The following is a 22,876-nucleotide window of genomic DNA, read 5'->3' as shown; positions in this document are numbered from 1 at the left end:
ACAGATAATTCAGGGAGGAATAATTATGTTACGTTCACTATACTCAGGAATCAGCGGCATGAAAAACTTTCAGACAAAGCTTGATGTCGTCGCAAACAACATTTCGAATGTCAATACGGCAGGCTATAAGAAAAGCCGGATTACGTTTAAAGATATTGTCAGCCAGCAGCTTTCCGGTGCGACGTCGTCTACTGCAAACCGCGGCTCTGTCAACGGCCAGCAGGTCGGGCTTGGTGCGACGACCGGATCGATCGATATCATTCACACAAACGCAGCGCCTTCAACAACAGGCCGCCAGCTTGACATGACCATTACAGGAGACGGCTATTTCCGTGTCGGATTGGGAGACGGAGATTATGAAGTGTACTTTACAAGATCCGGGAACTTCTACCGCTCTGATGAAGGTGATCTCGTCACTGCTGACGGGCTGTTCGTCTTAACGCCTGATAACGGGAGAATCAATATTCCGCAAGACGCGCAAAGCTACAGCATCGGACCTGACGGAACGGTGACTTATGTCGACAAAAACAACGAGAGCCAGCCCGCCGGCCAAATCTCGCTCGCGACATTCAACAATACATCGGGTTTAACAAAAACGGGAGACAACCTTTACCGCGAAACATTGAGTTCCGGAGCTCCGCAAGTCGTCGTGCCTGGAGAAGGCGGCTCAGGAAAGATTCAAACGAGTGCGCTTGAAATGTCGAACGTCGACCTTTCAGAAGAGTTTTCCGAAATGATTATCGCGCAGCGCGGCTTCCAGTCCAATGCGAAAATCATTACAACCTCTGATGAAATTCTTCAGGAACTCGTCAATCTGAAGCGATAGGAGGGACGGAGGCTCACCTTGTAAAGGCGCCTCTTGATAACACATGATCAAAGTTACGCGATTAAACGGACAGCCTTTTATTCTGAACGCGCTATTCATTGAGCAAATTGAATGTTTTCCGGATACGACAATTACGCTGTCAAACGGAAAAAAGTTTGTTGTCAAAGAAGATGAAGATACAGTTGTGGATACAATCGTGTCATTCTATCAAAAAATCCAAATACTTTCTTGTGACCAAAGAATTGAGGAATCTGAATGAATAAAAAACTTCTAGGAATTATGCTGACGATTATTCTGGCAATTGCTGTGTTAGGAACCGCTGCGTTCTTTGTCATTAAGGGAAGCGCAAGTGAAAAAGATCAAACGAAAGAACCTTCGATCGATGAAGTGGTCGAATCATCAGTTGAAGTTGCCGAAATCACGACAAACTTGAAATCGGACAATGTGGTCCGTTTGTCAATCAAGCTTGAAACCGATTCGAAAGAAGCGAAAGAAGAGCTTGAAAAGCGGGATTTCCAAATTAAAGATTCAGTCATCTCCCTTTTGGCAAACACGAACGCAGATGATCTTGAAGGACAAAAAGGAAAAGAAAAATTTAAAGAGCAGCTGAAAGAAAAGCTGAACACGAACTACATGAAAGAGGGAAAAGTGAAAACTGTATACATTACCTCCTTTAATCTGCAGTAGGAACATAGATGACAGAACCATGGAGGTGAAAACAAATGGCAGGAGAAGTACTCTCCCAAAATGAAATCGATGCACTGCTTTCAGCGATATCGACCGGTGAAATGGACGCCGACGAGCTGAAAAAAGAAGAGTCCGTTAAAAAAGTAAAAGTCTATGACTTTAAACGGGCGCTCCGCTTTTCAAAGGATCAGATCCGCAGCTTGACAAGGATTCACGATAACTTTGCAAGGCTGCTAACGACTTATTTCTCGGCTCAGCTGAGAACCTATATCCAGATCTCGGTCAGCTCGGTTGATCAGGTTCCTTATGAGGAATTCATCAGATCCATTCCGAATATGACGATTCTCAATCTGTTTGAGGTTCGCCCTCTTGAAGGAAGAATCATGATGGAGATCAACCCGACCATCGCCTATACGATGATGGACCGGGTGATGGGCGGGATCGGTTCGAGCCACAACAAAATTGACAGCATGACAGAAATTGAGACGAAAATCATGTCCAATTTATTTGAAAGCTGCCTCTCGAATTATAAAGATGCGTGGGAATCCATCACGGAAATCGAGCCGGAAATGTCCGATTTTGAAGTGAATCCGCAGTTTGTGCAAATGGTATCGCCGAATGAGACGGTCGTTGTCATTTCGCTGAACACGCAAATAGGAGACATCAGCGGGGTTATCAACCTGTGCATCCCGCACGTCGTCCTGGAACCGATCATTCCTAAGCTTTCCGTTCACTACTGGATGCAATCAGACAGAATTGAACCAAAACCGGAGGAAACAAAGTCGATAGAAAAGCGGATTATGACGGCGCAAATTCCAATTGTCGCAGAACTCGGATCATCGGAATTAACCATTGAAGAGTTTTTAAATTTAGAAATTGGAGATTGTATCACTTTGGACAAATCAGTAGCAGAACCTCTTACTGTTTTGGTCGGAGATAAACCGAAATTTCTAGCACAAGCCGGCCGAATGAATCGAAAGACTGCGATTCAAATTCTAGATCACGACATAAGAGGTGAAGAATATGGAGAATAACAATAGGTTATCACAGGATGAAATTGATGCGCTGCTTAAAGGCGGCGATGATACGGCTCAAGAGCAGCCGGAATCAGGGTTGTCCCTGATGGAACAGGATACGATCGGGGAAATCGGAAACATTTCCTTTGGGAGCTCTGCAACAGCTTTGTCCACTTTATTGAATCAAAAAGTCGAAATTACAACGCCGACTGTTTCGGTGATTGAAAAAAGCCATTTAAATGATGAGTTCCCGCACCCGTATGTTTCAATTGGTGTGAGCTATACGGAAGGTTTTTCAGGAAATAATCTTCTCGTCATCAAGCAGGAAGATGCCGCGATCATCGCTGATTTGATGATGGGTGGAGACGGGACGAACGCAGATCCGTCGCTTGGCGAAATTCATCTAAGCGCCGTTCAGGAAGCGATGAACCAAATGATGGGTTCCGCAGCGACGTCGATGTCCACCGTCTTCAGCAAGAAGATTGATATTTCTCCGCCGGAAGTTGACCTCCTTGATGTGAATGAAGGGGAAGGAACAGAGCAAATTCCGAAAGAGGACCCGCTCGTCAAAGTATCTTTCAGACTGAAAGTCGGAGAACTGATCGATTCGCATATTATGCAGCTTTATCCGCTGACCTTTGCAAAAGACCTGATCGATGAATTAACGAATCAGGACGGCGGAGAAGAGCCAGTGCAGACTGAAGAGGCAAAGCAGCCGCCCGTACAGGAAAAACCTGCGCCTAGTCCGAGTCCGGCACCTGCTCAGACACAGAGACAGGAGCCTGCGCCTAGTCCGAGTCCGGCACCTGCTCAGACACAAAGACAGGAGCCTGCGCCTAAACGGCAAGGGACGGCAAAAGTTTCAGAGCCTGTGCAGGTGGCACCGGCAGAGTTTCAATCTTTTGCCCCTCAGACTGATGCGCAGCCGCACCTTCAAAACCTTGACATGCTCATGGATATTCCTTTATCCGTCACGGTCGAGCTGGGAAGGACAAACCGCAGCGTCAAAGAGGTGCTTGAACTGTCAACCGGCAGTATCATTGAGCTTGACAAACTCGCAGGCGAGCCTGTCGACATCCTGGTCAACCAGCGCGTCGTTGCCAAAGGCGAAGTCGTCGTCATCGACGAAAACTTTGGCGTCAGGGTGACAGACATTTTAAGTCAGGCGGAACGAATCAGCAAATTACGATAATAACAGATTGATTGGAGAGATTAATAATGGCTTACAAGATTTTAGTAGTTGATGATGCAGCATTTATGAGAATGATGATTAAAGACATTTTAGTGAAAAACGGCTTTGAAGTCGTCGCAGAAGCGCAAGACGGAGCGCAGGCTGTTGAAAAATATAAAGAGCATTCACCTGATCTTGTCACAATGGATATCACGATGCCGGAAAAAGACGGAATCACGGCTCTTAAAGAAATCAAGGAAATCGATCCGCAAGCAAAAATCATCATGTGTTCGGCAATGGGCCAGCAATCGATGGTTATCGACGCCATTCAGGCGGGAGCGAAAGACTTTATCGTCAAACCGTTCCAGGCTGACCGCGTCATGGAAGCGATCAATAAAACGCTAAGCTAAAGGGTGTACAACTTGTTTAAGAAACCTCTTATTTTCATAGCCGGCCTTTGTCTATTTGCCTTTCTCGTACTGCCGTACGCTCCGGCTCTCGCAGAGGAATCGGGGGATCAGACCGTTGACCATCTGTTTGAGCAAAAAGGTGCGGGCAAAGAAAAAGAAAAAGCAAAAGACAAAGACAAAACCGAGGAAAAAAGTTCTCTTAAGGAAGAGGCGGAGGCCGAACCCCCGTCTCCTTCCGTTTCCATATTTGATTTTGTGAAAATGATCGGCGCGTTACTGTTCGTCATTTTTCTAATCTACGCTTTGGTCAAATTCATGAATAAACGCAACCGCCTGTTAAAACCCTTCCAGTATGTCGAAAACATCGGCGGAACTTCGCTCGGGCAAAACAAATCCGTACAGCTGATTAAAGTAGGGAACAGGGTGCTGGTCGTCGGTGTCGGCGAGAATATCCAGCTGCTGAAAGAGATCGATGATGAAAAGGAATATAAAGAAATTCTCACGCAGCATGAAGCTGCGATGAACAGCAAGATTGAATGGCAGAAATGGATGGATCAAGTCAAAGTTCCAGGCGTGCAAAAGCAAAGCGGCACGGCATCTTTTTCCGAGTCGTTAAAAGCACAGCTCGCGGAACTGAAACAAAATCGCGCAGAAGGCAGAAAGAAAGGCCAAAATCAACATGAATGAGTTTATGGATTTATTTAATTCAAGCGATGCGGCAAATGTCAGCGCCAGCGTCCGGCTCTTGCTGCTTTTGACAGTATTTTCGATCGCTCCGGGGATCTTGATCCTGATGACGTGTTTCACAAGGGTTGTCATCGTATTGTCCTTTGTCCGGACATCGCTGGCAACACAGTCAATGCCCCCAAACCAGGTGCTGATCGGACTTGCACTGTTCCTGACATTTTTCATTATGGGGCCGACTTTTTCAGAGATTAATAAAGAAGCGCTGACGCCATTAATGAACAATAAAATCACCTTGGATGAAGCTTACACAAAAGCGGAAGCCCCGATCAAAACCTTTATGAGCAAACATACAAGACAGAAAGATCTGGCTTTATTTATGAATTACGCAAAGATGGAGACGCCTGAATCCATTAATGATATTCCGCTTTCAACGATGGTTCCCGCGTTTGTCATCTCGGAATTAAAAACCGCGTTTCAAATGGGATTTATGATTTTTATTCCGTTTTTAATTATCGATATGGTAGTGGCGAGTGTTTTGATGTCGATGGGGATGATGATGCTTCCGCCGGTCATGATTTCACTGCCGTTTAAAATTTTGCTGTTTGTGCTTGTAGATGGCTGGTATTTAATCGTTAAATCTTTGCTGCAAAGCTTTTAGAGTAGGTGCTAATACATGAATTCAGAATTTGTTATATCGATGGCTGAAAGGGCTGTATACGTTACATTGCTTATCAGCGGGCCGCTTTTGGCGCTCGCTCTTCTCGTCGGGCTGATCGTCAGCGTTTTTCAGGCAACCACCCAAATACAGGAACAGACTCTTGCATTCATTCCGAAAATCGTCGCCGTTTTGGTCGGACTCGTCATTTTTGGCCCGTGGATGCTGTCGACGATTTTGTCATTCGCGACTGAGCTGTTCTCTAATTTAAACCGTTTTGCAGGGTAGTTTTAACATGTCAATAATCGAATCATTTCCAGCCTTTTTACTTGTATTTGTCAGAATCACAGCATTCTATGTAACGGTGCCTCTATTTTCTTATCGGACAATTCCGGCCGTTCATAAAATAGGTTTTGCATTTTTTCTTGCGCTCGTCAGTTTTCAGGCGATTGAAAAGCCTCCTCAGCTTGATGTTGACGGAGTTTACATGATGTTGGCCATGAAGGAAGCGCTGATCGGGCTTCTCCTTGGGCTGATCGCCTACATGATGATCTCGGCCGTTCAAATCGCCGGATCATTCATTGATTTTCAAATGGGATTTGCGGTGGCGAATGTGATCGATCCCCAGACAGGGGCGCAAAGCCCGCTTGTCGGCCAGTTTTTATACACGATGGCGCTGCTTCTCATGCTAAGCCTGAATGCGCACCATCTCCTGCTTGACGGGATTTATTACAGCTATCAATACATCCCGGTCGACAAGATGGCGCTGTCGTTTGGAAGCGAAGGATTTGCCGAGTTTATTGCAAAGAGCTTCAACACGATGTTTATAACAGCATTTCAATTGTCTGCGCCTGTTGTGGCTTGTTTGTTTTTAGTCGATCTGGCATTGGGGATTGTGGCGAGAACGGTGCCGCAGCTCAACGTGTTTGTCGTCGGGCTTCCTTTGAAAATCGCGATCACCTTTATCATGCTCATCATCTGCATGGCCGTTATGTTCAGCATGATGCAGCACGTCTTCGAATTTGCCATTCGGACAATGAGAGATCTATTAACTTTGCTTGGGGTGGCATGATGAAGCTGACGTTGGATTTGCAATTTTTCGCAGGTGAAAAAACGGAAAAAGCGACGCCGAAAAAACGGCGGGAAAGCAGAAAAAAAGGACAGGTTGCCAAAAGCGCAGATGTCAATACAGCGATCACGCTTCTTATCGTGTTTTTATCATTTTTATTCATCGGACCTTTTATGAGAGACCGCCTGCTCGCCTTGATCGAAAAGTATTACAAAGAGTTGATCACGATGAAGGTGTCAGTCGCCAATATTCCCGGCCTGTTTCAAAGTCTTGTGCTTGAATCGGGCTTCATCATGGCACCGCTTTTGCTGACAGCCGTCGTCTCCGGGGTCTTGAGCAACTATCTGCAAGTCGGGTTTTTATTTGCCCCTGAAGCGATCAAGCCTGATTTGAAAAAGCTTGACCCGCTTAAAGGATTCAAGCGGATTTACAGCATCAGAGCGATCGTTGAACTGCTTAAATCGATTTTAAAAATCGTGATTGTCGGCGGCGTGACATTCGCCGTTCTCTGGCTGAACTTTGACAAAATTCTCAGAATCCCGGCGCTGTCTGCGGGCGAGGCTTTGTCATATGTCGGCTGGCTCACCTTTTTAATGGGGGTTTCCGCTGCAGTCGCCCTGATTTTTCTCGCGGTGCTCGATTACCTCTATCAAAAATTTGATTATGAAAAAAATATTCGCATGTCAAAACAGGACATTAAAGACGAATACAAAAAAACCGAAGGCGATCCTCTGATTAAGTCGAAGATCAAGCAGAAGCAAAAGGAAATGGCGATGCGCCGCATGATGCAGGAAGTGCCAAAAGCGGATGTCATCATCACAAACCCGACCCATTACGCCGTCGCGCTGAAATATGACGAAAACAAAATGGATGCGCCGTTTATCATCGCAAAAGGGGTCGATCTGATGGCTCTGAAAATCAGGCAGATCGCCAAAGAACACGATGTCATGACAGTCGAGAACAGACCTTTGGCGAGGGCGCTCTATGACCAGGTTGAGATTGACCAGGCCGTTCCGGAAGAATTCTTTAAGGCCGTAGCCGAAATCCTGGCTTATGTTTACAAAACAAAGCAAAAAATCTAGTGAATTTTTCAGTTTTAAAAGGAGAGAAACAGCATGTCAGCAAGAGATTTATCAGTTTTATCAGGCGTTGTCCTCATTGTGGCAATGCTTATCATACCCTTTCCACCATGGTTGTTGAGCGTTTTAATTATCGTGAATATTTCTCTTGCGTTAATCGTGCTTCTCACCACAATGAACATGCAAGAACCGCTGCAATTTTCGATATTTCCTTCTTTGCTGCTCCTCTTGACGCTGTTCCGCCTCGGGCTGAATGTATCGACGACGCGTTCGATTCTGTCCAACGGAGATGCGGGAAAAGTTGTCGAGACGTTCGGGTCTTTCGTTGTCGGCGGAAACGTTTTGGTCGGTCTCGTTGTCTTTATCATTTTGATCATTATCCAATTTATCGTCATAACGAAAGGGGCGGAACGGGTATCTGAAGTTGCTGCCAGATTCACGCTCGACGCCATGCCGGGGAAACAGATGAGCATTGATGCCGATTTGAATGCCGGAATGGTGACCGAACAGGAAGCGAAAGTGCGCCGTGAGAAAGTGGCCCGTGAAGCCGACTTCTACGGCGCGATGGACGGTGCGAGCAAATTCGTGAAAGGGGATGCGATCGCAGGGATCATCATCGTCCTCATTAACGTCCTTTTCGGAATTGTCATCGGCATGCTGCAAAAACAAATGAGCATTCAGGAAGCCGCTTCACACTTTACGCTCTTGTCTGTAGGCGACGGGATCGTATCTCAGCTGCCTGCGCTCTTGATCTCAACGGCGACGGGTATCGTCGTCACAAGAGCAGCATCGGACGGAAACCTGGGCCACGATATTACAGGCCAGCTGTTTGCTTATCCAAAGCTTTTGTATGTGACGGCGGGAACGATTTTCCTGCTCGGGATTTTCACACCGATCGGCATTCTCCTGACAGGCCCTCTGGCACTTCTTCTCGCCATCGGCGGCTATACGCTCTCCAAAGCCGGTGAAGAGAAGGAAAAAGTGGAGGATATCCTTGAGGAAGAAGCTGAAGTGGACGAATTAAAAAGTCCCGAAAGCGTCGTTCATCTGCTCGATATTGATCCGATCGAATTTGAATTCGGCTACGGATTGATTCCGCTTGCAGATGCAAATCAAGGCGGCGACCTCTTAGACAGAATCGTTATGATCAGGCGTCAGCTTGCGCTTGAACTCGGTCTCGTCATTCCGGTCGTCAGAATCAGGGATAACATCGCTCTTCAGCCGAACGAGTACAGGCTCAAAATTAAAGGAAACGAAGTCGCAAAGGGCGAGCTTCTCCTCGATCACTTTTTGGCGATGTCTCCGACAGGCGAAGACGATCAGATCGAAGGTATTGACACGATCGAACCGTCCTTCGGTCTCCCGGCTAAATGGATACCGGAATCTCAGAAAGATCAAGCCGAAATGCTCGGATATACGGTTGTCGATCCGGCTTCAGTCGTGTCGACCCACATTACAGAGCAAGTGAAAAAGCACGCTCATGAACTGATCGGAAGACAGGAAACAAAACAGCTGATCGACCACTTGAAAGAATCTTATCCTGTACTGGTCGAAGAGGTCTCGCCGAATCCGCTGTCTGTCGGTGATATTCAGAAAGTGCTGGCAAAACTTCTGAAAGAAAAAGTATCGATCAGGAACTTGGTGACAATCTTTGAAACACTGGCCGACTACGGAAAGCTGACAACGGATTCAGATATGCTGACCGAGTATGTAAGACAGGCGCTTGCCAAGCAGATCACTGCCCAATATGCGAAGGAAAATGAGACGCTGAAAGTGGTGACGTGTTCGGGCCGTGTCGAAAAGGCCGTGGCGGAAGGAATTCAGCAGACTGAACACGGCAACTTTTTATCTCTTGAACCTGTATTATCCGAAAATATCATTCAATCTGTAGCAAGAGAAATCGAACAGCTCTCATTAAGGCAGGAAGTACCGATCCTTCTATGTTCGCCTCCTGTCAGAATGTATGTCAAACAGCTGTTAGAGCGCTATTTCCCTGATCTGCCGGTTCTTTCTTATAACGAACTGGAAGCCAATGTAGAAGTTCAAAGCATCGGAGTGGTGGATATTCAATGAAAATTAAAAAATTTGTAGCTGGTTCTATGCAGGAAGCCACAAAGCAAATTATACAAGAGCTCGGGAATGACGCCGTAATCTTGAATTCTAAAAAAATTCAAACGAGAAAATTTCTCGGCTTTGTGAAAAAAGCCGGGGTTGAAGTGATTGCGGTTGTCGACCAGGACTCTTCCGACGCAAGGAAACCGGAGCGGCAAAAGCCTGTTTTACGTGAACAAAGCCCTTCACCTGTCCCGCAGCCGGACCACCTCGATTTGGCAAGCCAAGTGAAAGAGCTGAAAGAACTGCTGGAAATGCGGCATCATGAGCAGCCTGTTGATGTGCTGCCTGAGCCGCTGAAAAAGGCGGACCAGCTTCTGGCAAAGCAAGGGGTATCGCCGGCCATCCGTACGAAAGCGCTCGGCCGGTTGATCAGCACTTCTTTAAAAAACGGCGAAGAATGGACGGATGAAAAGGCGCTGGCCCGCTTAACAGATGCTTTGGCGGATCTTCTGCCCGATAATCGGGAACAGGACGCGGCGATTCATTCCCAATATGTCGTGCTCTTCGGATCGACCGGAGTCGGCAAAACGACGACATTGGCAAAGCTTGCCGCTTCTTCCGTGCTGGAAAAGCAGAAAAAAATCGCTTTTATCACGACGGATACGTACAGGATTGCAGCGGTTGAACAGCTCAGGACATATGCCGAGCTTCTGAATGCGCCGCTCGAGGTGTGCTACACGAAAGAAGAATTTAAAGCGGCCCAGCAAAAGTTCGCCGATTTTGACCACGTCTTCATCGATACGGCGGGCCGGAATTTCAAAGACGGGCAATATGTCAGGGAGCTGAAGGAAATCATTCCGTTTGAGCGTAAGATACAGGCGTTTCTCGTCATGTCCGCGACGAGCAAGTACGAGGATATGAAGGAGCTCATTAAGCAGTTCTCAAGCATTCCGATCGATCAGTTGATATTCACGAAAGTGGATGAAACCGATTCATTGGGAAGCGTCATGAATCTGCTCGCCGAATCGAGAATCGGCCTCGGCTATATGACAAACGGACAAAATGTTCCGGAAGATATCCGCTACTTGTCAAATGCATCATTTGTCAGACTGCTTACGGGGTGTTGAACATGGATCAGGCAGAAAGCTTACGAAGGCGGATGGGGCAGCGCTTCGCCGAACCGCCCGCCCCTGTCGCTCAGCCAAAAGCGAAAACGCTCGCTGTTATGAGCGGAAAAGGAGGCGTAGGGAAGTCGAATATATCGCTGAATGCGGCTCTCGCCTTCTTGGAAAAAGGAAAGAGCGTGCTTTTGATCGATCTTGATGTCGGTATGGGGAACATCGATATTTTGATCGGCCGGCAATCGCTTTACACCGTGATGGATCTCCTCCAGCAAAAAATGCCGTTTGAGCGCGCCTTGTCAGCCGGTCCGCGTGGCCTTCAATACATTTCGGGCGGAACGGGACTGGATGCGATGTTCGAATTGAACGGGGAAAACTGGGCGTTCTTTCTGAAAGAATTAACGCGGGCTTTGACAAGCTTCGATTATGTCATCTTTGATATGGGAGCGGGGCTGTCAAAAGATCAGCTGCCATTCGTCCTGTCAGCGGATGAAATTCTGGTCGTCACCACGCCGGAGCCGACATCCATCATGGACGCTTACAGCGCGATCAAGCATTTGGCATTAACCGGACGCGATCTTCAGCTGAAAGTCGCTGTCAATCGCTGTACAACCCAAAAAGACGGAATTTCTGCCTTTCTCCGCCTTTCCAACACGGTAAACGCTTTTTTACAGCAAAAGCTTGCATATGCAGGGCCGATTCCTGAGGATCCCCTGGTATCAAGAGCCGTTGTGGAGCAGCAGCCGTTTCTGATGAAGAACCCGCGCTCCAAGCCGAGCAGGGCGGTTTACCTGCTGGCAGAATCGCTGCTTGATAACGGCAGAAGGGAAATGGGCGAAAACCGGTCCTTTATCGATAAATTATCTTCATTCCTGAGGAGGGGCAATACATTATGATTCGTGTTCTTGTCGTTGACGACTCTGCTTTTATGAGAAACATGATCACCAAGTTTTTAACATCCAATCACGAGATTGCTGTAGCAGGAACGGCAAGAAACGGCGAGGAAGCGCTCCAAAAAATCAAGGAGCTCCGCCCGGATGTGATCACATTGGATATTGAAATGCCTGTGATGAACGGAAAAGAAACATTGAAAAGGATCATGGCGAGCGATCCGCTTCCGGTTGTCATGGTATCGAGTCTGACGCAGCAGGGGGCTGATATCACGATCGAATGTCTTGAGCTGGGGGCGATCGATTTCGTCGCAAAGCCGTCGGGTTCGATTTCAATTGATTTATATAAAGTAAGAGACATGCTGATTGAGAAAGTGTTGACAGCAGGGCGGGTGAAACTGAAAGGCCGGCCTGTTCCGATTTCAAAGCCCGTCATCGGGACGGCAAAGCGGCCGCCAGTGAGCGGCAGCGATTCAGTCCGCTTTCGGGCTGGAAAACAGCTCATCTGCATCGGTACATCGACAGGGGGACCGAGGGCGCTGCAAAGAGTGCTTCCCAAGCTTCCCAAAACGTTGAAGGCGCCTGTTTTTGTCGTTCAGCACATGCCAAAGGGGTTTACAGCCTCATTAGCGAACAGGCTGAACCACCTCTCAGAAGTAACCGTGAAGGAGGCTGAAAACGGTGAGAGAGCGAAAGACGGCTGGGTTTACATTGCACCCGGAGGGAAAAACATGGCAGTCGGCCTTGAAAAGGGCGAATTGGTGATCACGCTCGATGACCGCGACACAGAGAGCCGTCACAAGCCTTCTGTTGACTATTTGTTCCATTCCCTGGCCTCACTTCGGGAGTTTGAAAAAATCGCCGTCATTATGACGGGGATGGGAAGCGACGGAACAGAAGGCGTAAAAGGCCTTTTGAAACATGGAAGCGGAACGGTGATCGCCGAAGCAGCCGAGTCGTCCGTCGTTTTCGGAATGCCGAAATCGGTCATTAACAACGGGCTTGCAAACGACATCAAGCATGTTGATGAGATTGCCGCAGCCATTATGACGTATATGAAAAAAGAGAGGGCGTGACTCATATGGATATGAATCAATATTTAGACGTCTTTATTGAAGAAAGCAGAGAACATTTGCAAACCTGTAACGAAAAATTGCTCGAACTCGAAAAAAATCCGACAGACCTGCAGCTTGTCCATGATATTTTCAGAGCGGCTCATACTTTGAAAGGGATGAGTGCAACGATGGGCTATGAAGATATGGCTCATTTAACGCACAGTCTGGAAAACGTGCTGGACGCGATCCGGAATGAAGAAATGACCATTACGTCAGAGTGGATGGACGTCATGTTTGAAGCGCTCGATGACCTTGAAGCGATTGTCCTTTCGATCATCGATGGGGGCGACGGCAAAAGAGACGTTTCAGAAGTCTGCGCCAAGCTTGACGTGACAGGCGCAAACAAGGAGGCGGCCGCATCGGCAGAAGCGCCTGAAGCGGGGTCTTCCGAAACGAAATGGGCCTATGACGAATTTCAGCGGACGGTCATTGCCGAAGCTGAGGAACAAGGCTTTAAATGTTACGAAATCAATGTTGCGTTGAAAGAGGACTGCCTGTTGAAAGGCGTTCGGGTGTACATGGTATTTGAGCAGCTAAACGAAATCGGCGAAGTCGTCAAAACGATTCCGGAAACGGAAGTCCTTGAATCGGAAGATTTTGATTCCGAATTCGTCGTTTGCTTTTTAAGCAAACACGGGGAAGAAGAGATTTTCAACAAAATCAACGGCGTATCTGAAATCGAAAAAATAGAAGTAACCGAGCTGAAAAACGATTTTTCGGCACAGGAAGAAGCCGCGCCTGCCGCGCCTGAAAAAGAAACCGCACCGAAAGACGCGGAGAAAAAACCGGCTAAGCAGCCGGACGGCAAAAAAGAAGCGGCGAAACCTGCAGCAGGCGGCGGAACGAAGACGATCCGCGTCAACATCGACCGCCTCGATTCATTAATGAACCTGTTTGAGGAGCTGGTCATTGACAGGGGGCGCTTAGAGCAGATCGCCAAAGAGCTTGAACACGGCGAATTAACAGAAACCGTCGAACGGATGACAAGAATTTCAGGCGACCTGCAATCGATCATCCTCAATATGAGAATGGTTCCGGTAGAAACGGTGTTCAACCGCTTCCCGCGCATGGTTCGCCAGCTGACAAAAGAATTAAATAAAAAGATCGAACTATCGATTTTCGGGGCGGAAACAGAGCTTGACAGAACGGTAATAGACGAGATCGGCGACCCGCTTGTCCACCTCTTGAGAAACAGCCTTGATCACGGGATCGAGGCGCCTGAAGTCAGGGTGAAAAACGGTAAGCCTGAAACGGGTCAAGTCCGTCTGAAAGCATATCACAGCGGGAACCACGTCTTTATCGAGGTCGAGGATGACGGAGCCGGCATCAACCGCAAAAAGGTGCTTGAAAAAGCGCTTGAACGCAACGTCATTACCGAACGCGACGCCGAAACGATCGAAGATCATGAAATCGACGCACTCATTTTTGCACCGGGATTCTCAACCGCAGATCAAATCTCGGATATTTCAGGACGCGGGGTCGGCTTAGACGTTGTCAAAAGCAAGCTGGAATCTTTGGGCGGTTCTGTCAGCATCAAATCGAGCGAAGGCGAAGGTTCGCTTTTCTCCATTCAGCTTCCGCTTACACTGTCGATCATATCCGTGCTGCTAGTCAAACTTGAAAACGAAACGTTTGCGATTCCGATTTCTTCTATTATAGAAACGGCTGTCATCGATAAGAAAGATATTCTTCAGACGCACGACCGCGAAGTGATCGATTTCAGGGGCCATATCGTACCGGTGGTTTACCTGAAAGAACAGTTTAATGTTGAGGATTCTTCGGATGATCTTGATCAGCTTCACGCCATCGTCGTGAAAAAAGGAGACAAGCTGACGGCATTTGTTGTCGACTCCTTTATCGGCCAGCAGGAAGTCGTACTAAAATCACTCGGCGATTATTTAACAAACGTCTTTGCCATTTCCGGCGCGACGATTTTGGGAGACGGACAAGTAGCCCTGATCATCGACTGCAACGCCCTTATCAAATAGAAAGCGAAAGGAGAGCGATCCTCTTGACCACACAGACTACCACCGGTGAAAAAATGATTGTGTTCAAAGTAAATCATAAAGAGTATGCCATCTCTGTATCCGAAGTGATGTCCATTGAAAAATGGCAGCAGCCAACAAGGGTGCCGGGAGTGGAACCGTATATTTGCGGCGTCATTAATTTGAGAGGTGTTGTCACACCTGTCATCGATTTAAGAAAGCGGATTGAAGCGCCTGGAGATACGATTACAGATGAAACGAGAATCATCATCATCACCCATCAGGACATTGAAGTCGGCTGGGTGGTGGATGAGGCGAACGATGTCATCACCGTCGAGGAAGAGGAAATTGAATCGGCTCCCGAAACGGTAGGAAAAGACGGCAGGCAATGGATTAAAGGCATCGTCAAGCAAGGGTCCAGACTTCTCAATCTGATTGACTCTGAAGCTGTTTTAAACCGGAAGTCGAGCCTTGCCGCCGCTTCTGAAAATGTGAAGAAATAAGGAGCCTATGATGAGCGTATTTAACGGAATTAGAGAAGAGCATCTTGATATATTGCGGGAAGTCGGGAATATCGGAGCGGGTCATTCCGCTTCTGCCCTGGCTCTATTGCTGAACAGGAAAATCGAAATGGAAGTGCCGTTTGTCAAGCTGATGTCGTTTGATGAGCTTGTCAACCTATTCGGCGGTGCAGACCTTCCTGTCGCAAGCATCTTTTTGCGCATGGAAGGGGATTTTCCCGGCTCTATGTTCGTGATCATGCCTTTTTCAGAGGCCGAGCAGCTGATCAGGGAGCTTGTCGGCAATCCGGAATTCGAGATTGACAGCATGACGCCGAACGATATCGGAGCCTCCGCCCTGCACGAACTCGGGAATATTATGGCGGGATCTTATTTGACCGCTCTCGCTGATTTGACAAACCGGCAAATGTACCCGAGCGTCCCTGAACTGACGCTTGATATGTTCGGAGCTGTCATCAGCGAAGGGCTGATCGAGCTCAGCCAAGTCGGAGACCAGGTTATCGTGATCGACAACTCCATTTTTGACGAGGAACACAACCGGAAAGTAAAAGCGCATTTGTTCCTTCTGCCGGACTATGATTCTTTTGAAAAGCTCTTTCATGCATTGGGTGCAGCGCTATGAAAATCTTAGAAAAAGAAACATCGATTATCAGAGTGGGAATTGCCGATGTGAAAATAGTCCGCACTCCCGACAAGATCAGGACATCGGGTCTCGGTTCGTGCGTCGGACTCGTGCTCTATGATTTGGAAGCGAAGACGGCCGGTCTCGTCCACGTCATGCTTCCCGACTCTTCCTTATCCAAGACACCGGACATCAATGTGGCAAAGTACGCGGACACAGCTGTCGAAGCGACGGTCAAGATGCTGCTTGAAGCCGGATGCCGAAAATACGCTTTGAAAGCGAAAATGGCCGGAGGAGCCGAAATGTTTAAATTTAAGATGACAAATGATTTGATGAAAGTCGGGCCAAGAAATGTGCTTGCGATTAAAAAACATCTATCTCTCTTAAACATTCCGATTGTAAGCGAGGATACAGGCGGAAACAGCGGAAGAACGATCGAGTTCGATCCGCAGTCAGCAGAACTTGTCATCCGGACAGTTAAACAAGGTGTAACGACGATTTAATATGCAATATAGGGGGATAAAGATGCAATCCTTGAACTATGAAGATCAGATGCTTTGGTCGCGGTGGAAAGAATGGAAAGATCCTCAGGCAGGCGATGATTTAATCCGCCGCTATATGCCGCTTGTGACATATCATGTCGGCCGGATAGCCGTCGGCTTGCCCAAGTCCGTTCATAAAGACGATTTGGTCAGCCTTGGCATGCTGGGTTTGTATGACGCCCTTGAAAAATTTGATCCGGGAAGGGATTTGAAGTTTGATACATACGCTTCCTTCAGAATCAGAGGCGCTATTATCGACGGCCTTCGCAAAGAAGACTGGCTTCCGAGAACATCCCGTGAAAAAACGAAGAAAGTGGAAGCTGCGATCGAAAAGCTCGAACAGCGTTACTTAAGAAATGTTTCGCCGAGTGAAATCGCCGCTGAGCTGGGAATGAGCGAGCAAGACGTCGTGACCACAATCAATGAAGGTTTCTTTGCGAATCTCCTTTCAATTGATGAGAAGCTTCACGACCATGAAGACGGGGAGAACGTCCAAGTGATGATCAGGGACGACAAAACGAGCACGCCGGAAGAAAAAATGCTCAAAGACGAACTGATCTCCCAGCTTGCGGAAAAAATAAACGAGCTTTCAGAAAAAGAACAGCTCGTGATCAGCTTATTCTATAAAGAAGAGCTGACGCTGACGGAAATCGGACAGGTTTTGAATTTGTCGACTTCCCGTATTTCACAGATTCACTCCAAGGCGCTTTTGAAATTGAAGCATCTGCTGGATAAAGTGGTACAATAGCATGTAAGCTGCCGGCATGAAACCGGCAGCATTTTTTAAGCGTCCGACGGGAAGTCTTTTTTTGATTAAATTTCATGGTTAGCGAGTGAAAAATATGTCAACAATATTATGGCTTGTGAGCTTCACGCTCCACGGTATATTGATTTATTTCGTCATCATTTTGAATACGAGGCTCAGCGCTTTCAAGGCAGCGGAGAAAGAGCAAAAACAGCTTTTGGAAGAAACCGAGAATACATTGACCGCTTTTTTGATGGAGTTAAAAGACGAAAATGAAAAACTCGTTCAAGAGATTCGGGCGAATGCCGAAAAAGAGCCGCAAAGACCGGAAACACAGCCTGAAATTCCCGCTCAAACCCCCGTCCTTCCGGAAGCGGACGAATCGCGCGATCTGCCGCTTCACATCGAAGCGATGATCAATGAGGTGGAGCAGGAAGAAGATGAGCTCAATCAAAAGGAGCAGGAAGCATCCATATCCTATGAAGAAGAAGCTCTCGCATTATATGAAAAGGGGCTCTCTCCGGAGGAAATCGCAAGACAGCTGAAAAGCGGGAAAACAGAAATCGAGCTTTTCTTAAAATTTCGCGGAAAGCTCAAAAACGATTCTTGATTGTCGAGAAAGCTTATGTTATATTATTTCTTGGTGTTAATTACACACGCTTAACGATTTATGCAAGCGGTGCTGTGCGATTCTCGCGTGCAGTCCTGCATAAAAATGACCTAAGCGGAGGAAAAAAACCATTATATTAGGAGGAAATAACACATGTCAGTCATTTCTATGAAGCAATTGCTTGAAGCTGGTGTTCACTTCGGCCACCAAACGCGCCGCTGGAACCCAAAAATGAAGCGTTACATCTTCACGGAGCGTAACGGAATCTACATCATCGATCTTCAAAAAACAGTCAAAAAAGTTGAAGAAGCATACAACTTCACGAAAAACCTTGCAGCTGACGGAGGAAAAATCCTTTTCGTCGGTACGAAAAAGCAAGCTCAAGACTCTGTTAAAGAAGAAGCGGAACGTTCTGGAATGTACTATGTCAACCAACGCTGGCTTGGCGGTACATTAACAAACTTTGAAACGATCCAAAAGCGTATCAAACGCCTTAAAGATATCGAAAAAATGCAGGAAAACGGCACATTTGACGTACTTCCTAAAAAAGAAGTCGTTCAATTGAAAAAAGAATTAGAGCGTCTTGAAAAATTCCTCGGCGGAATCAAAGAAATGAAAGAGCTTCCTGACGCACTGTTCATCATCGATCCTCGCAAAGAGCGCATCGCGGTTGCAGAAGCGCGCAAACTGAACATTCCGATCATCGGAATCGTTGACACAAACTGCGATCCTGATGAAATCGATGTTGTCATCCCTGCGAACGATGACGCCATCCGCGCTGTTAAATTGCTGACTTCTAAAATGGCAGATGCCATCCTTGAAGCAAAACAAGGTGAAGAATCAGCTGAAACAGAAGCGAAAGAAGCAGAAACAACTGAAACAACAACTGCTTAACCTGGTCAAAAGGTGATAAGGGGGTCTGCCTTTTATCACCTTTTTTTTTACCAGATCAACATTTACATATTTTGTTTGATATATAAGGAGGAAATCAAAAATGGCAATTACTGCACAAATGGTAAAAGAGCTTCGCGAAAAAACTGGCGCAGGCATGATGGACTGCAAGAAAGCGTTAACTGAAACTGACGGCAACATGGATAAAGCGATCGATCTTCTAAGAGAAAAAGGAATCGCAAAGGCTGCCAAAAAAGCTGACCGCATCGCGGCTGAAGGCTTGACTTTGATCAAAACCGACGGCAACACAGGCGTTATTCTTGAAGTGAACTCTGAAACGGACTTCGTTGCGAAAAACGAAGGCTTCAAGGAGCTTTTGAACGACCTGGCTGACCACATTCTGGCTGAAAAGCCTGAAAGCGTTGAAGCTGCTATGGGTCAAAAAATGGCTAACGGTTCAACTGTAGAAGAATACATCACAAGCGCGGTTGCTAAAATCGGAGAAAAAATCACGCTTCGCCGCTTCGCTGTCCTGACAAAAGGCGATGACGCTGCATTCGGCGCATACCTGCACATGGGCGGAAAAATCGGCGTATTGACTGTCCTTAACGGCACAACTGACGAAGAAACAGCAAGAGACATCGCAATGCACGTTGCAGCTGTAAACCCTCGCTTCATTTCCCGCGACCAAGTGTCAGAAGAAGAAGCGAACCGCGAGCGCGAAATCTTGACTCAGCAGGCGCTTCAAGAAGGCAAGCCTGAAAACATCGTCGCAAAAATGGTTGAAGGCCGCCTGAACAAATATTTCGAAGAAATCTGCCTGCTTGATCAAGCGTTCGTTAAAAACCCGGATGAAAAAGTGAAACAGGTCGTTGCTGCGAAAAACGCAACGGTTGAAACGTTCGTCCGCTACGAAGTTGGAGAAGGTATCGAAAAACGCCAAGAAAACTTTGCTGAAGAAGTTATGAACCAAGTGAAAAAATAAGATTGAAAAGCCGCTTGCCATAAAACACACGGCAGGATCTTTTCAAGGAAAATAGGGGACACAATTTGTGTCCCTATTTTTAAAACAGTTTACAAACCTTTTTTTCTCTTGCATAATAAATAACGGCAAGCATGCACTTGGAGGTTATTATGGAAAAACCAAAGTATAATCGTATCGTATTAAAGCTTAGCGGAGAAGCCCTTGCGGGTGAACAGGGAAACGGCATCAACCCGACCGTGATCCAGTCCATCGCCAAACAGGTGAAAGAAATCGCCGAGCTTGATGTTGAAGTGGCGGTCGTCGTCGGCGGCGGCAACCTGTGGCGCGGAAAAACGGGCAGCGATCTCGGAATGGACCGCGCAACAGCGGACTACATGGGAATGCTTGCAACGGTCATGAATTCCCTTGCGCTGCAAGACAGCCTTGAAACGCTCGGCATTCAATCAAGAGTTCAGACATCCATCGAAATGAGGCAGGTCGCTGAGCCATACATAAGAAGAAAAGCGATTCGCCATCTTGAAAAGAAGCGCGTCGTCATCTTCGCTGCCGGTACAGGCAATCCATACTTCTCAACGGATACGACAGCAGCGCTCAGAGCGGCTGAAATCGAAGCCGACGTCATCTTAATGGCTAAAAATAATGTCGACGGTGTATACAATGCCGATCCTCGAACTGACGAAACAGCCGTAAAATATGAAAAATTGTCTTATCTCGATGTGTTAAAAGACGGTTTGGCCGTCATGGATTCAACCGCCTCTTCACTTTGCATGGATAACGACATCCCGCTGATCGTCTTTTCTATTATGGAAGAAGGAAATATTAAAAAAGCCGTTTTAGGCGAACAAATCGGTACAATCGTAAGGGGGAAATAACGTGTCAACTCAAGTGATGAATGAAACAAAAGAACGGATGGAAAAAGCAATAGGCGCTTATCAGCGTGAATTGGCCACTGTACGTGCAGGACGTGCAAATCCGTCTTTGCTGGACAAAGTGACAGTTGAATACTACGGAGCGCAGACGCCTTTAAACCAGATCGCGTCCATTACGGTTCCGGAAGCGCGCATGCTCCTCATCACACCATATGACAAAACAGCGCTCGGCGATATTGAAAAAGCGATTCAAAAAGCCGACCTCGGCATAACTCCGTCAAACGACGGCAACATCATCCGGATCACGATCCCTCCTCTAACTGAGGAGCGCAGAAAAGAGCTTGCCAAGCTCGTGAAAAAATATTCGGAAGATGCTAAAGTCGCGGTCCGCAACATCCGCCGCGATGCCAATGACGATCTGAAAAAACTAGAGAAAAATGGTGAAATGACTGAGGATGAATTGCGCTCTTCAACGGAAGACGTACAAAAGCTGACAGATGAATATGTGTCAAAAATTGATGAGATCACAAAAGATAAAGAGAAAGAAATCATGGAAGTTTAATGAAAAACTCTGTACAATAGATAATAGTGAAAAGACCCTCTCATGTTTACAGGGGGTTTTTTTGTTAATACTGTTGTTATCTAGAACGATATAACAGGAAAGCAACCTTTTGGGTGATGGAGGACTCTCATGCTCAATATACTCAAAAATTGGAAGAATCAGCATTCAGCTGCTTCCAACATGGAATGTTACACAAAAGAAAATATTTTAAAAGGAGAAATTCCTGAACATATCGCCATTATTATGGACGGAAACGGCCGTTGGGCAAAGAAACGGGCGATGCCCCGCATCGCGGGTCATCACGAAGGCATGAAGGTGGTCAGACAGACGACAAAGCTTGCCAATGAGCTCGGTGTCAAAGCGTTGACGCTGTATGCCTTCTCGACGGAAAATTGGAAGCGTCCTAAGTTTGAGGTTGACTTTCTAATGAAGCTGCCTGAAGAGTTCCTGGGAACGTATCTCCCGGAGCTGGTCGAAGAAAATGTCCGGGTCCGCTTGACAGGCGATAGGGAAGGACTGCCGCCCCACACGATCCGCGCGGTTGAAAAAGCCATCCGTGATACGGAGAACAATGACGGTCTTATTCTTAATTTTGCATTGAATTACGGGGGACGTGCAGAAATCGTCAGAGCCGCAAAGAGAATCGCCGAAGAAGCGAAAAAAGGCACATTGAATACCGAGGAAATCGATGAAAAGCTATTTTCCGATTATTTAATGACAGAAGCTTTGCAGGACCCTGATTTGCTGATTCGCACTAGCGGCGAGATCAGGCTGAGCAACTTCATGCTTTGGCAGCTTGCCTACAGCGAATTTTTGTTTACCGATGTATTATGGCCTGATTTTAAAGACGTTCACTTGCTTCAGGCTATCGGAGAATATCAGCGTCGCGGGAGAAGGTTTGGCGGAATTTAGAGGATGGTGTAAATGAAACAGAGAATATTGACGGGTGTGATCGCGGCAGCGGTTTTTCTGCCGCTCGTGATTTTCGGCAAGCTGCCGTTCACCCTGCTAGTTTATGCAATAGGTATACTCGCTCTATTTGAACTTTTAAGAATGAAAGGCCTGAAGCTTATCAGCGCTCCGGGTATCATCAGCCTGCTGCTTTTGGCGGTTTTGCTGTATCCAAGCCAATATGCAGAAGACGCGGGGCTGGGCATAACCAAAGGGGAGGTCGTCTTTTTGGCCGTCCTTTTGCTTTTGGCATACACAGTGCTCAGCAAAAACTCGTTTACCTTTGACGAAGCGGCATTCATGGCGCTGGCAGCAGTTTATATCGGATTCGGGTTTTATTACTTTATTGAAATCAGAAACATCGGACTCAGCTATGTCTTTTTTGCAATCGGCGTCGTCTGGTCAACGGATTCCGGCGCTTATTTTATCGGAAAGGCGTTTGGAAAGCGGAAGCTCTGGCCTGAAATCAGCCCTAACAAAACGGTTGAAGGCTTTTGGGGCGGAATTTTGACAGCGGTCGTTTTTTCCGCGATTTATCAGGCTGCCACAGGTTTTCCGCACGCTTATCTGTTTGTGCTGATCATTACCGTGCTTTTATCAATCGTCGGTCAGATCGGCGATTTGGCCGAGTCTGCGTTCAAAAGGCACTACAAAGTGAAAGACTCGGGCCGGATCCTTCCGGGACACGGCGGAATGCTGGACCGCTTTGACAGCTTTTTATTTGTCATGCCGGTTCTATACTTCCTGCTTGTTCTTTTTCAGCCGTTCGGGCTATGATAGAAAAGGGTACTGATAGCTAGAAAGAAACAGAG

General features: G+C 47.1%; 27 protein-coding genes. All 27 read left to right on the top strand.

Annotated features, from left to right (window positions below):
- The first annotated feature begins 25 nt into the window (after positions 1–25).
- Positions 26–826: a flagellar basal body rod protein FlgG gene (gene flgG, locus ACVC9U_RS10290; protein WP_145929874.1), complete on the top strand. Its 801-nt coding sequence runs from the start codon at positions 26–28 to the stop codon at positions 824–826.
- Positions 827–869: 43 nt separating this feature from the next.
- Positions 870–1,085: a swarming motility protein SwrD gene (gene swrD / locus ACVC9U_RS10285; RefSeq protein WP_003181786.1), complete on the top strand. Its 216-nt coding sequence runs from the start codon at positions 870–872 to the stop codon at positions 1,083–1,085.
- Positions 1,082–1,513: a flagellar basal body-associated protein FliL gene (gene fliL, locus ACVC9U_RS10280; RefSeq protein WP_020451399.1), complete on the top strand. Its 432-nt coding sequence runs from the start codon at positions 1,082–1,084 to the stop codon at positions 1,511–1,513. The genes swrD and fliL overlap by 4 nt, the downstream gene beginning before the upstream one ends.
- A gap of 35 nt (positions 1,514–1,548) precedes the next feature.
- Positions 1,549–2,547 (top strand): flagellar motor switch protein FliM, encoded by a 999-nt coding sequence (gene fliM / locus ACVC9U_RS10275; protein WP_441390761.1) that lies wholly within the window; start codon positions 1,549–1,551, stop codon positions 2,545–2,547.
- Positions 2,537–3,721, top strand: a complete 1,185-nt coding sequence (fliY, locus tag ACVC9U_RS10270) for a flagellar motor switch phosphatase FliY (RefSeq protein WP_075752821.1) — start codon at positions 2,537–2,539, stop codon at positions 3,719–3,721. The genes fliM and fliY overlap by 11 nt, the downstream gene beginning before the upstream one ends.
- Before the next feature lie 26 nt (positions 3,722–3,747).
- Positions 3,748–4,110 (top strand): response regulator, encoded by a 363-nt coding sequence (locus ACVC9U_RS10265; RefSeq protein WP_003181796.1) that lies wholly within the window; start codon positions 3,748–3,750, stop codon positions 4,108–4,110.
- A 12-nt stretch (positions 4,111–4,122) separates the two neighbouring features.
- A complete protein-coding gene (fliZ, locus tag ACVC9U_RS10260) occupies positions 4,123–4,797 on the top strand; it encodes a flagella biosynthesis regulatory protein FliZ (protein WP_025811387.1) in 675 nt (224 codons plus the stop codon).
- Positions 4,790–5,455, top strand: a complete 666-nt coding sequence (gene fliP, locus ACVC9U_RS10255) for a flagellar type III secretion system pore protein FliP (protein ID WP_009328512.1) — start codon at positions 4,790–4,792, stop codon at positions 5,453–5,455. Before fliZ ends, fliP begins: the two co-directional genes overlap by 8 nt.
- Positions 5,456–5,470: 15 nt before the next feature.
- Positions 5,471–5,740, top strand: coding sequence for a flagellar biosynthesis protein FliQ (gene fliQ, locus ACVC9U_RS10250; RefSeq protein ID WP_020451404.1), 270 nt, complete (start codon positions 5,471–5,473; stop codon positions 5,738–5,740).
- Positions 5,741–5,747: 7 nt separating this feature from the next.
- Positions 5,748–6,524, top strand: a complete 777-nt coding sequence (fliR, locus tag ACVC9U_RS10245) for a flagellar biosynthetic protein FliR (protein ID WP_043926383.1) — start codon at positions 5,748–5,750, stop codon at positions 6,522–6,524.
- Complete coding sequence (gene flhB / locus ACVC9U_RS10240) at positions 6,524–7,603, top strand: flagellar biosynthesis protein FlhB (RefSeq protein ID WP_075752819.1); 1,080 nt, start codon at positions 6,524–6,526, stop codon at positions 7,601–7,603. Before fliR ends, flhB begins: the two co-directional genes overlap by 1 nt.
- 33 nt (positions 7,604–7,636) lie before the next feature.
- A complete protein-coding gene (gene flhA, locus ACVC9U_RS10235; RefSeq protein WP_075752817.1) occupies positions 7,637–9,673 on the top strand; it encodes a flagellar biosynthesis protein FlhA in 2,037 nt (678 codons plus the stop codon).
- Positions 9,670–10,782 (top strand): flagellar biosynthesis protein FlhF, encoded by a 1,113-nt coding sequence (flhF, locus tag ACVC9U_RS10230; RefSeq protein ID WP_075752815.1) that lies wholly within the window; start codon positions 9,670–9,672, stop codon positions 10,780–10,782. The genes flhA and flhF overlap by 4 nt, the downstream gene beginning before the upstream one ends.
- A gap of 2 nt (positions 10,783–10,784) precedes the next feature.
- Positions 10,785–11,672: a MinD/ParA family protein gene (locus ACVC9U_RS10225; RefSeq protein WP_075752813.1), complete on the top strand. Its 888-nt coding sequence runs from the start codon at positions 10,785–10,787 to the stop codon at positions 11,670–11,672.
- Entirely contained in the window at positions 11,669–12,742 is a 1,074-nt protein-coding gene (locus tag ACVC9U_RS10220) for a protein-glutamate methylesterase/protein-glutamine glutaminase (RefSeq protein WP_075752811.1), read from the top strand. The genes ACVC9U_RS10225 and ACVC9U_RS10220 overlap by 4 nt, the downstream gene beginning before the upstream one ends.
- A gap of 5 nt (positions 12,743–12,747) precedes the next feature.
- A complete protein-coding gene (locus ACVC9U_RS10215) occupies positions 12,748–14,769 on the top strand; it encodes a chemotaxis protein CheA (RefSeq protein WP_075752809.1) in 2,022 nt (673 codons plus the stop codon).
- Between the two features lie 23 nt (positions 14,770–14,792).
- Positions 14,793–15,269 (top strand): chemotaxis protein CheW, encoded by a 477-nt coding sequence (locus tag ACVC9U_RS10210; RefSeq protein ID WP_003181816.1) that lies wholly within the window; start codon positions 14,793–14,795, stop codon positions 15,267–15,269.
- Between the two features lie 10 nt (positions 15,270–15,279).
- Positions 15,280–15,909 (top strand): chemotaxis protein CheC, encoded by a 630-nt coding sequence (locus tag ACVC9U_RS10205; protein ID WP_003181818.1) that lies wholly within the window; start codon positions 15,280–15,282, stop codon positions 15,907–15,909.
- Entirely contained in the window at positions 15,906–16,412 is a 507-nt protein-coding gene (locus ACVC9U_RS10200) for a chemotaxis protein CheD (RefSeq protein WP_003181820.1), read from the top strand. The genes ACVC9U_RS10205 and ACVC9U_RS10200 overlap by 4 nt, the downstream gene beginning before the upstream one ends.
- Positions 16,413–16,434: 22 nt before the next feature.
- On the top strand, positions 16,435–17,199 hold the full coding sequence (locus tag ACVC9U_RS10195) for a FliA/WhiG family RNA polymerase sigma factor (protein WP_003181822.1): 765 nt from the start codon (positions 16,435–16,437) through the stop codon (positions 17,197–17,199).
- A gap of 94 nt (positions 17,200–17,293) precedes the next feature.
- Positions 17,294–17,806, top strand: coding sequence for a DUF6115 domain-containing protein (locus tag ACVC9U_RS10190; protein ID WP_003181825.1), 513 nt, complete (start codon positions 17,294–17,296; stop codon positions 17,804–17,806).
- A gap of 153 nt (positions 17,807–17,959) precedes the next feature.
- Positions 17,960–18,700 carry a 30S ribosomal protein S2 gene (gene rpsB, locus ACVC9U_RS10185; RefSeq protein ID WP_003181828.1) on the top strand — a complete coding sequence of 247 codons (741 nt, stop codon included), beginning with the start codon at positions 17,960–17,962 and terminating at the stop codon, positions 18,698–18,700.
- 100 nt (positions 18,701–18,800) lie between these two features.
- Positions 18,801–19,682 carry a translation elongation factor Ts gene (gene tsf, locus ACVC9U_RS10180; RefSeq protein ID WP_003181832.1) on the top strand — a complete coding sequence of 294 codons (882 nt, stop codon included), beginning with the start codon at positions 18,801–18,803 and terminating at the stop codon, positions 19,680–19,682.
- 149 nt (positions 19,683–19,831) lie between these two features.
- Positions 19,832–20,554, top strand: a complete 723-nt coding sequence (gene pyrH, locus ACVC9U_RS10175) for a UMP kinase (RefSeq protein WP_020451416.1) — start codon at positions 19,832–19,834, stop codon at positions 20,552–20,554.
- Between the two features lie 16 nt (positions 20,555–20,570).
- Positions 20,571–21,113 (top strand): ribosome recycling factor, encoded by a 543-nt coding sequence (gene frr, locus ACVC9U_RS10170; protein ID WP_154495759.1) that lies wholly within the window; start codon positions 20,571–20,573, stop codon positions 21,111–21,113.
- A gap of 129 nt (positions 21,114–21,242) precedes the next feature.
- Positions 21,243–22,025, top strand: a complete 783-nt coding sequence (locus ACVC9U_RS10165) for an isoprenyl transferase (RefSeq protein ID WP_020451418.1) — start codon at positions 21,243–21,245, stop codon at positions 22,023–22,025.
- Between the two features lie 12 nt (positions 22,026–22,037).
- The gene (locus tag ACVC9U_RS10160; RefSeq protein WP_075752803.1) at positions 22,038–22,841 is read left to right on the top strand and encodes a phosphatidate cytidylyltransferase; all 804 of its coding nucleotides are present in this window, start codon (positions 22,038–22,040) and stop codon (positions 22,839–22,841) included.
- The last annotated feature ends 35 nt before the right edge of the window (positions 22,842–22,876 follow it).

The sequence above is a fragment of the Bacillus sp. GM2 genome (assembly GCF_056155945.1).
The sequence above is the reverse complement of the archived record's forward strand: the minus strand, read 5'-3'. Positions and strand labels throughout refer to the sequence as shown.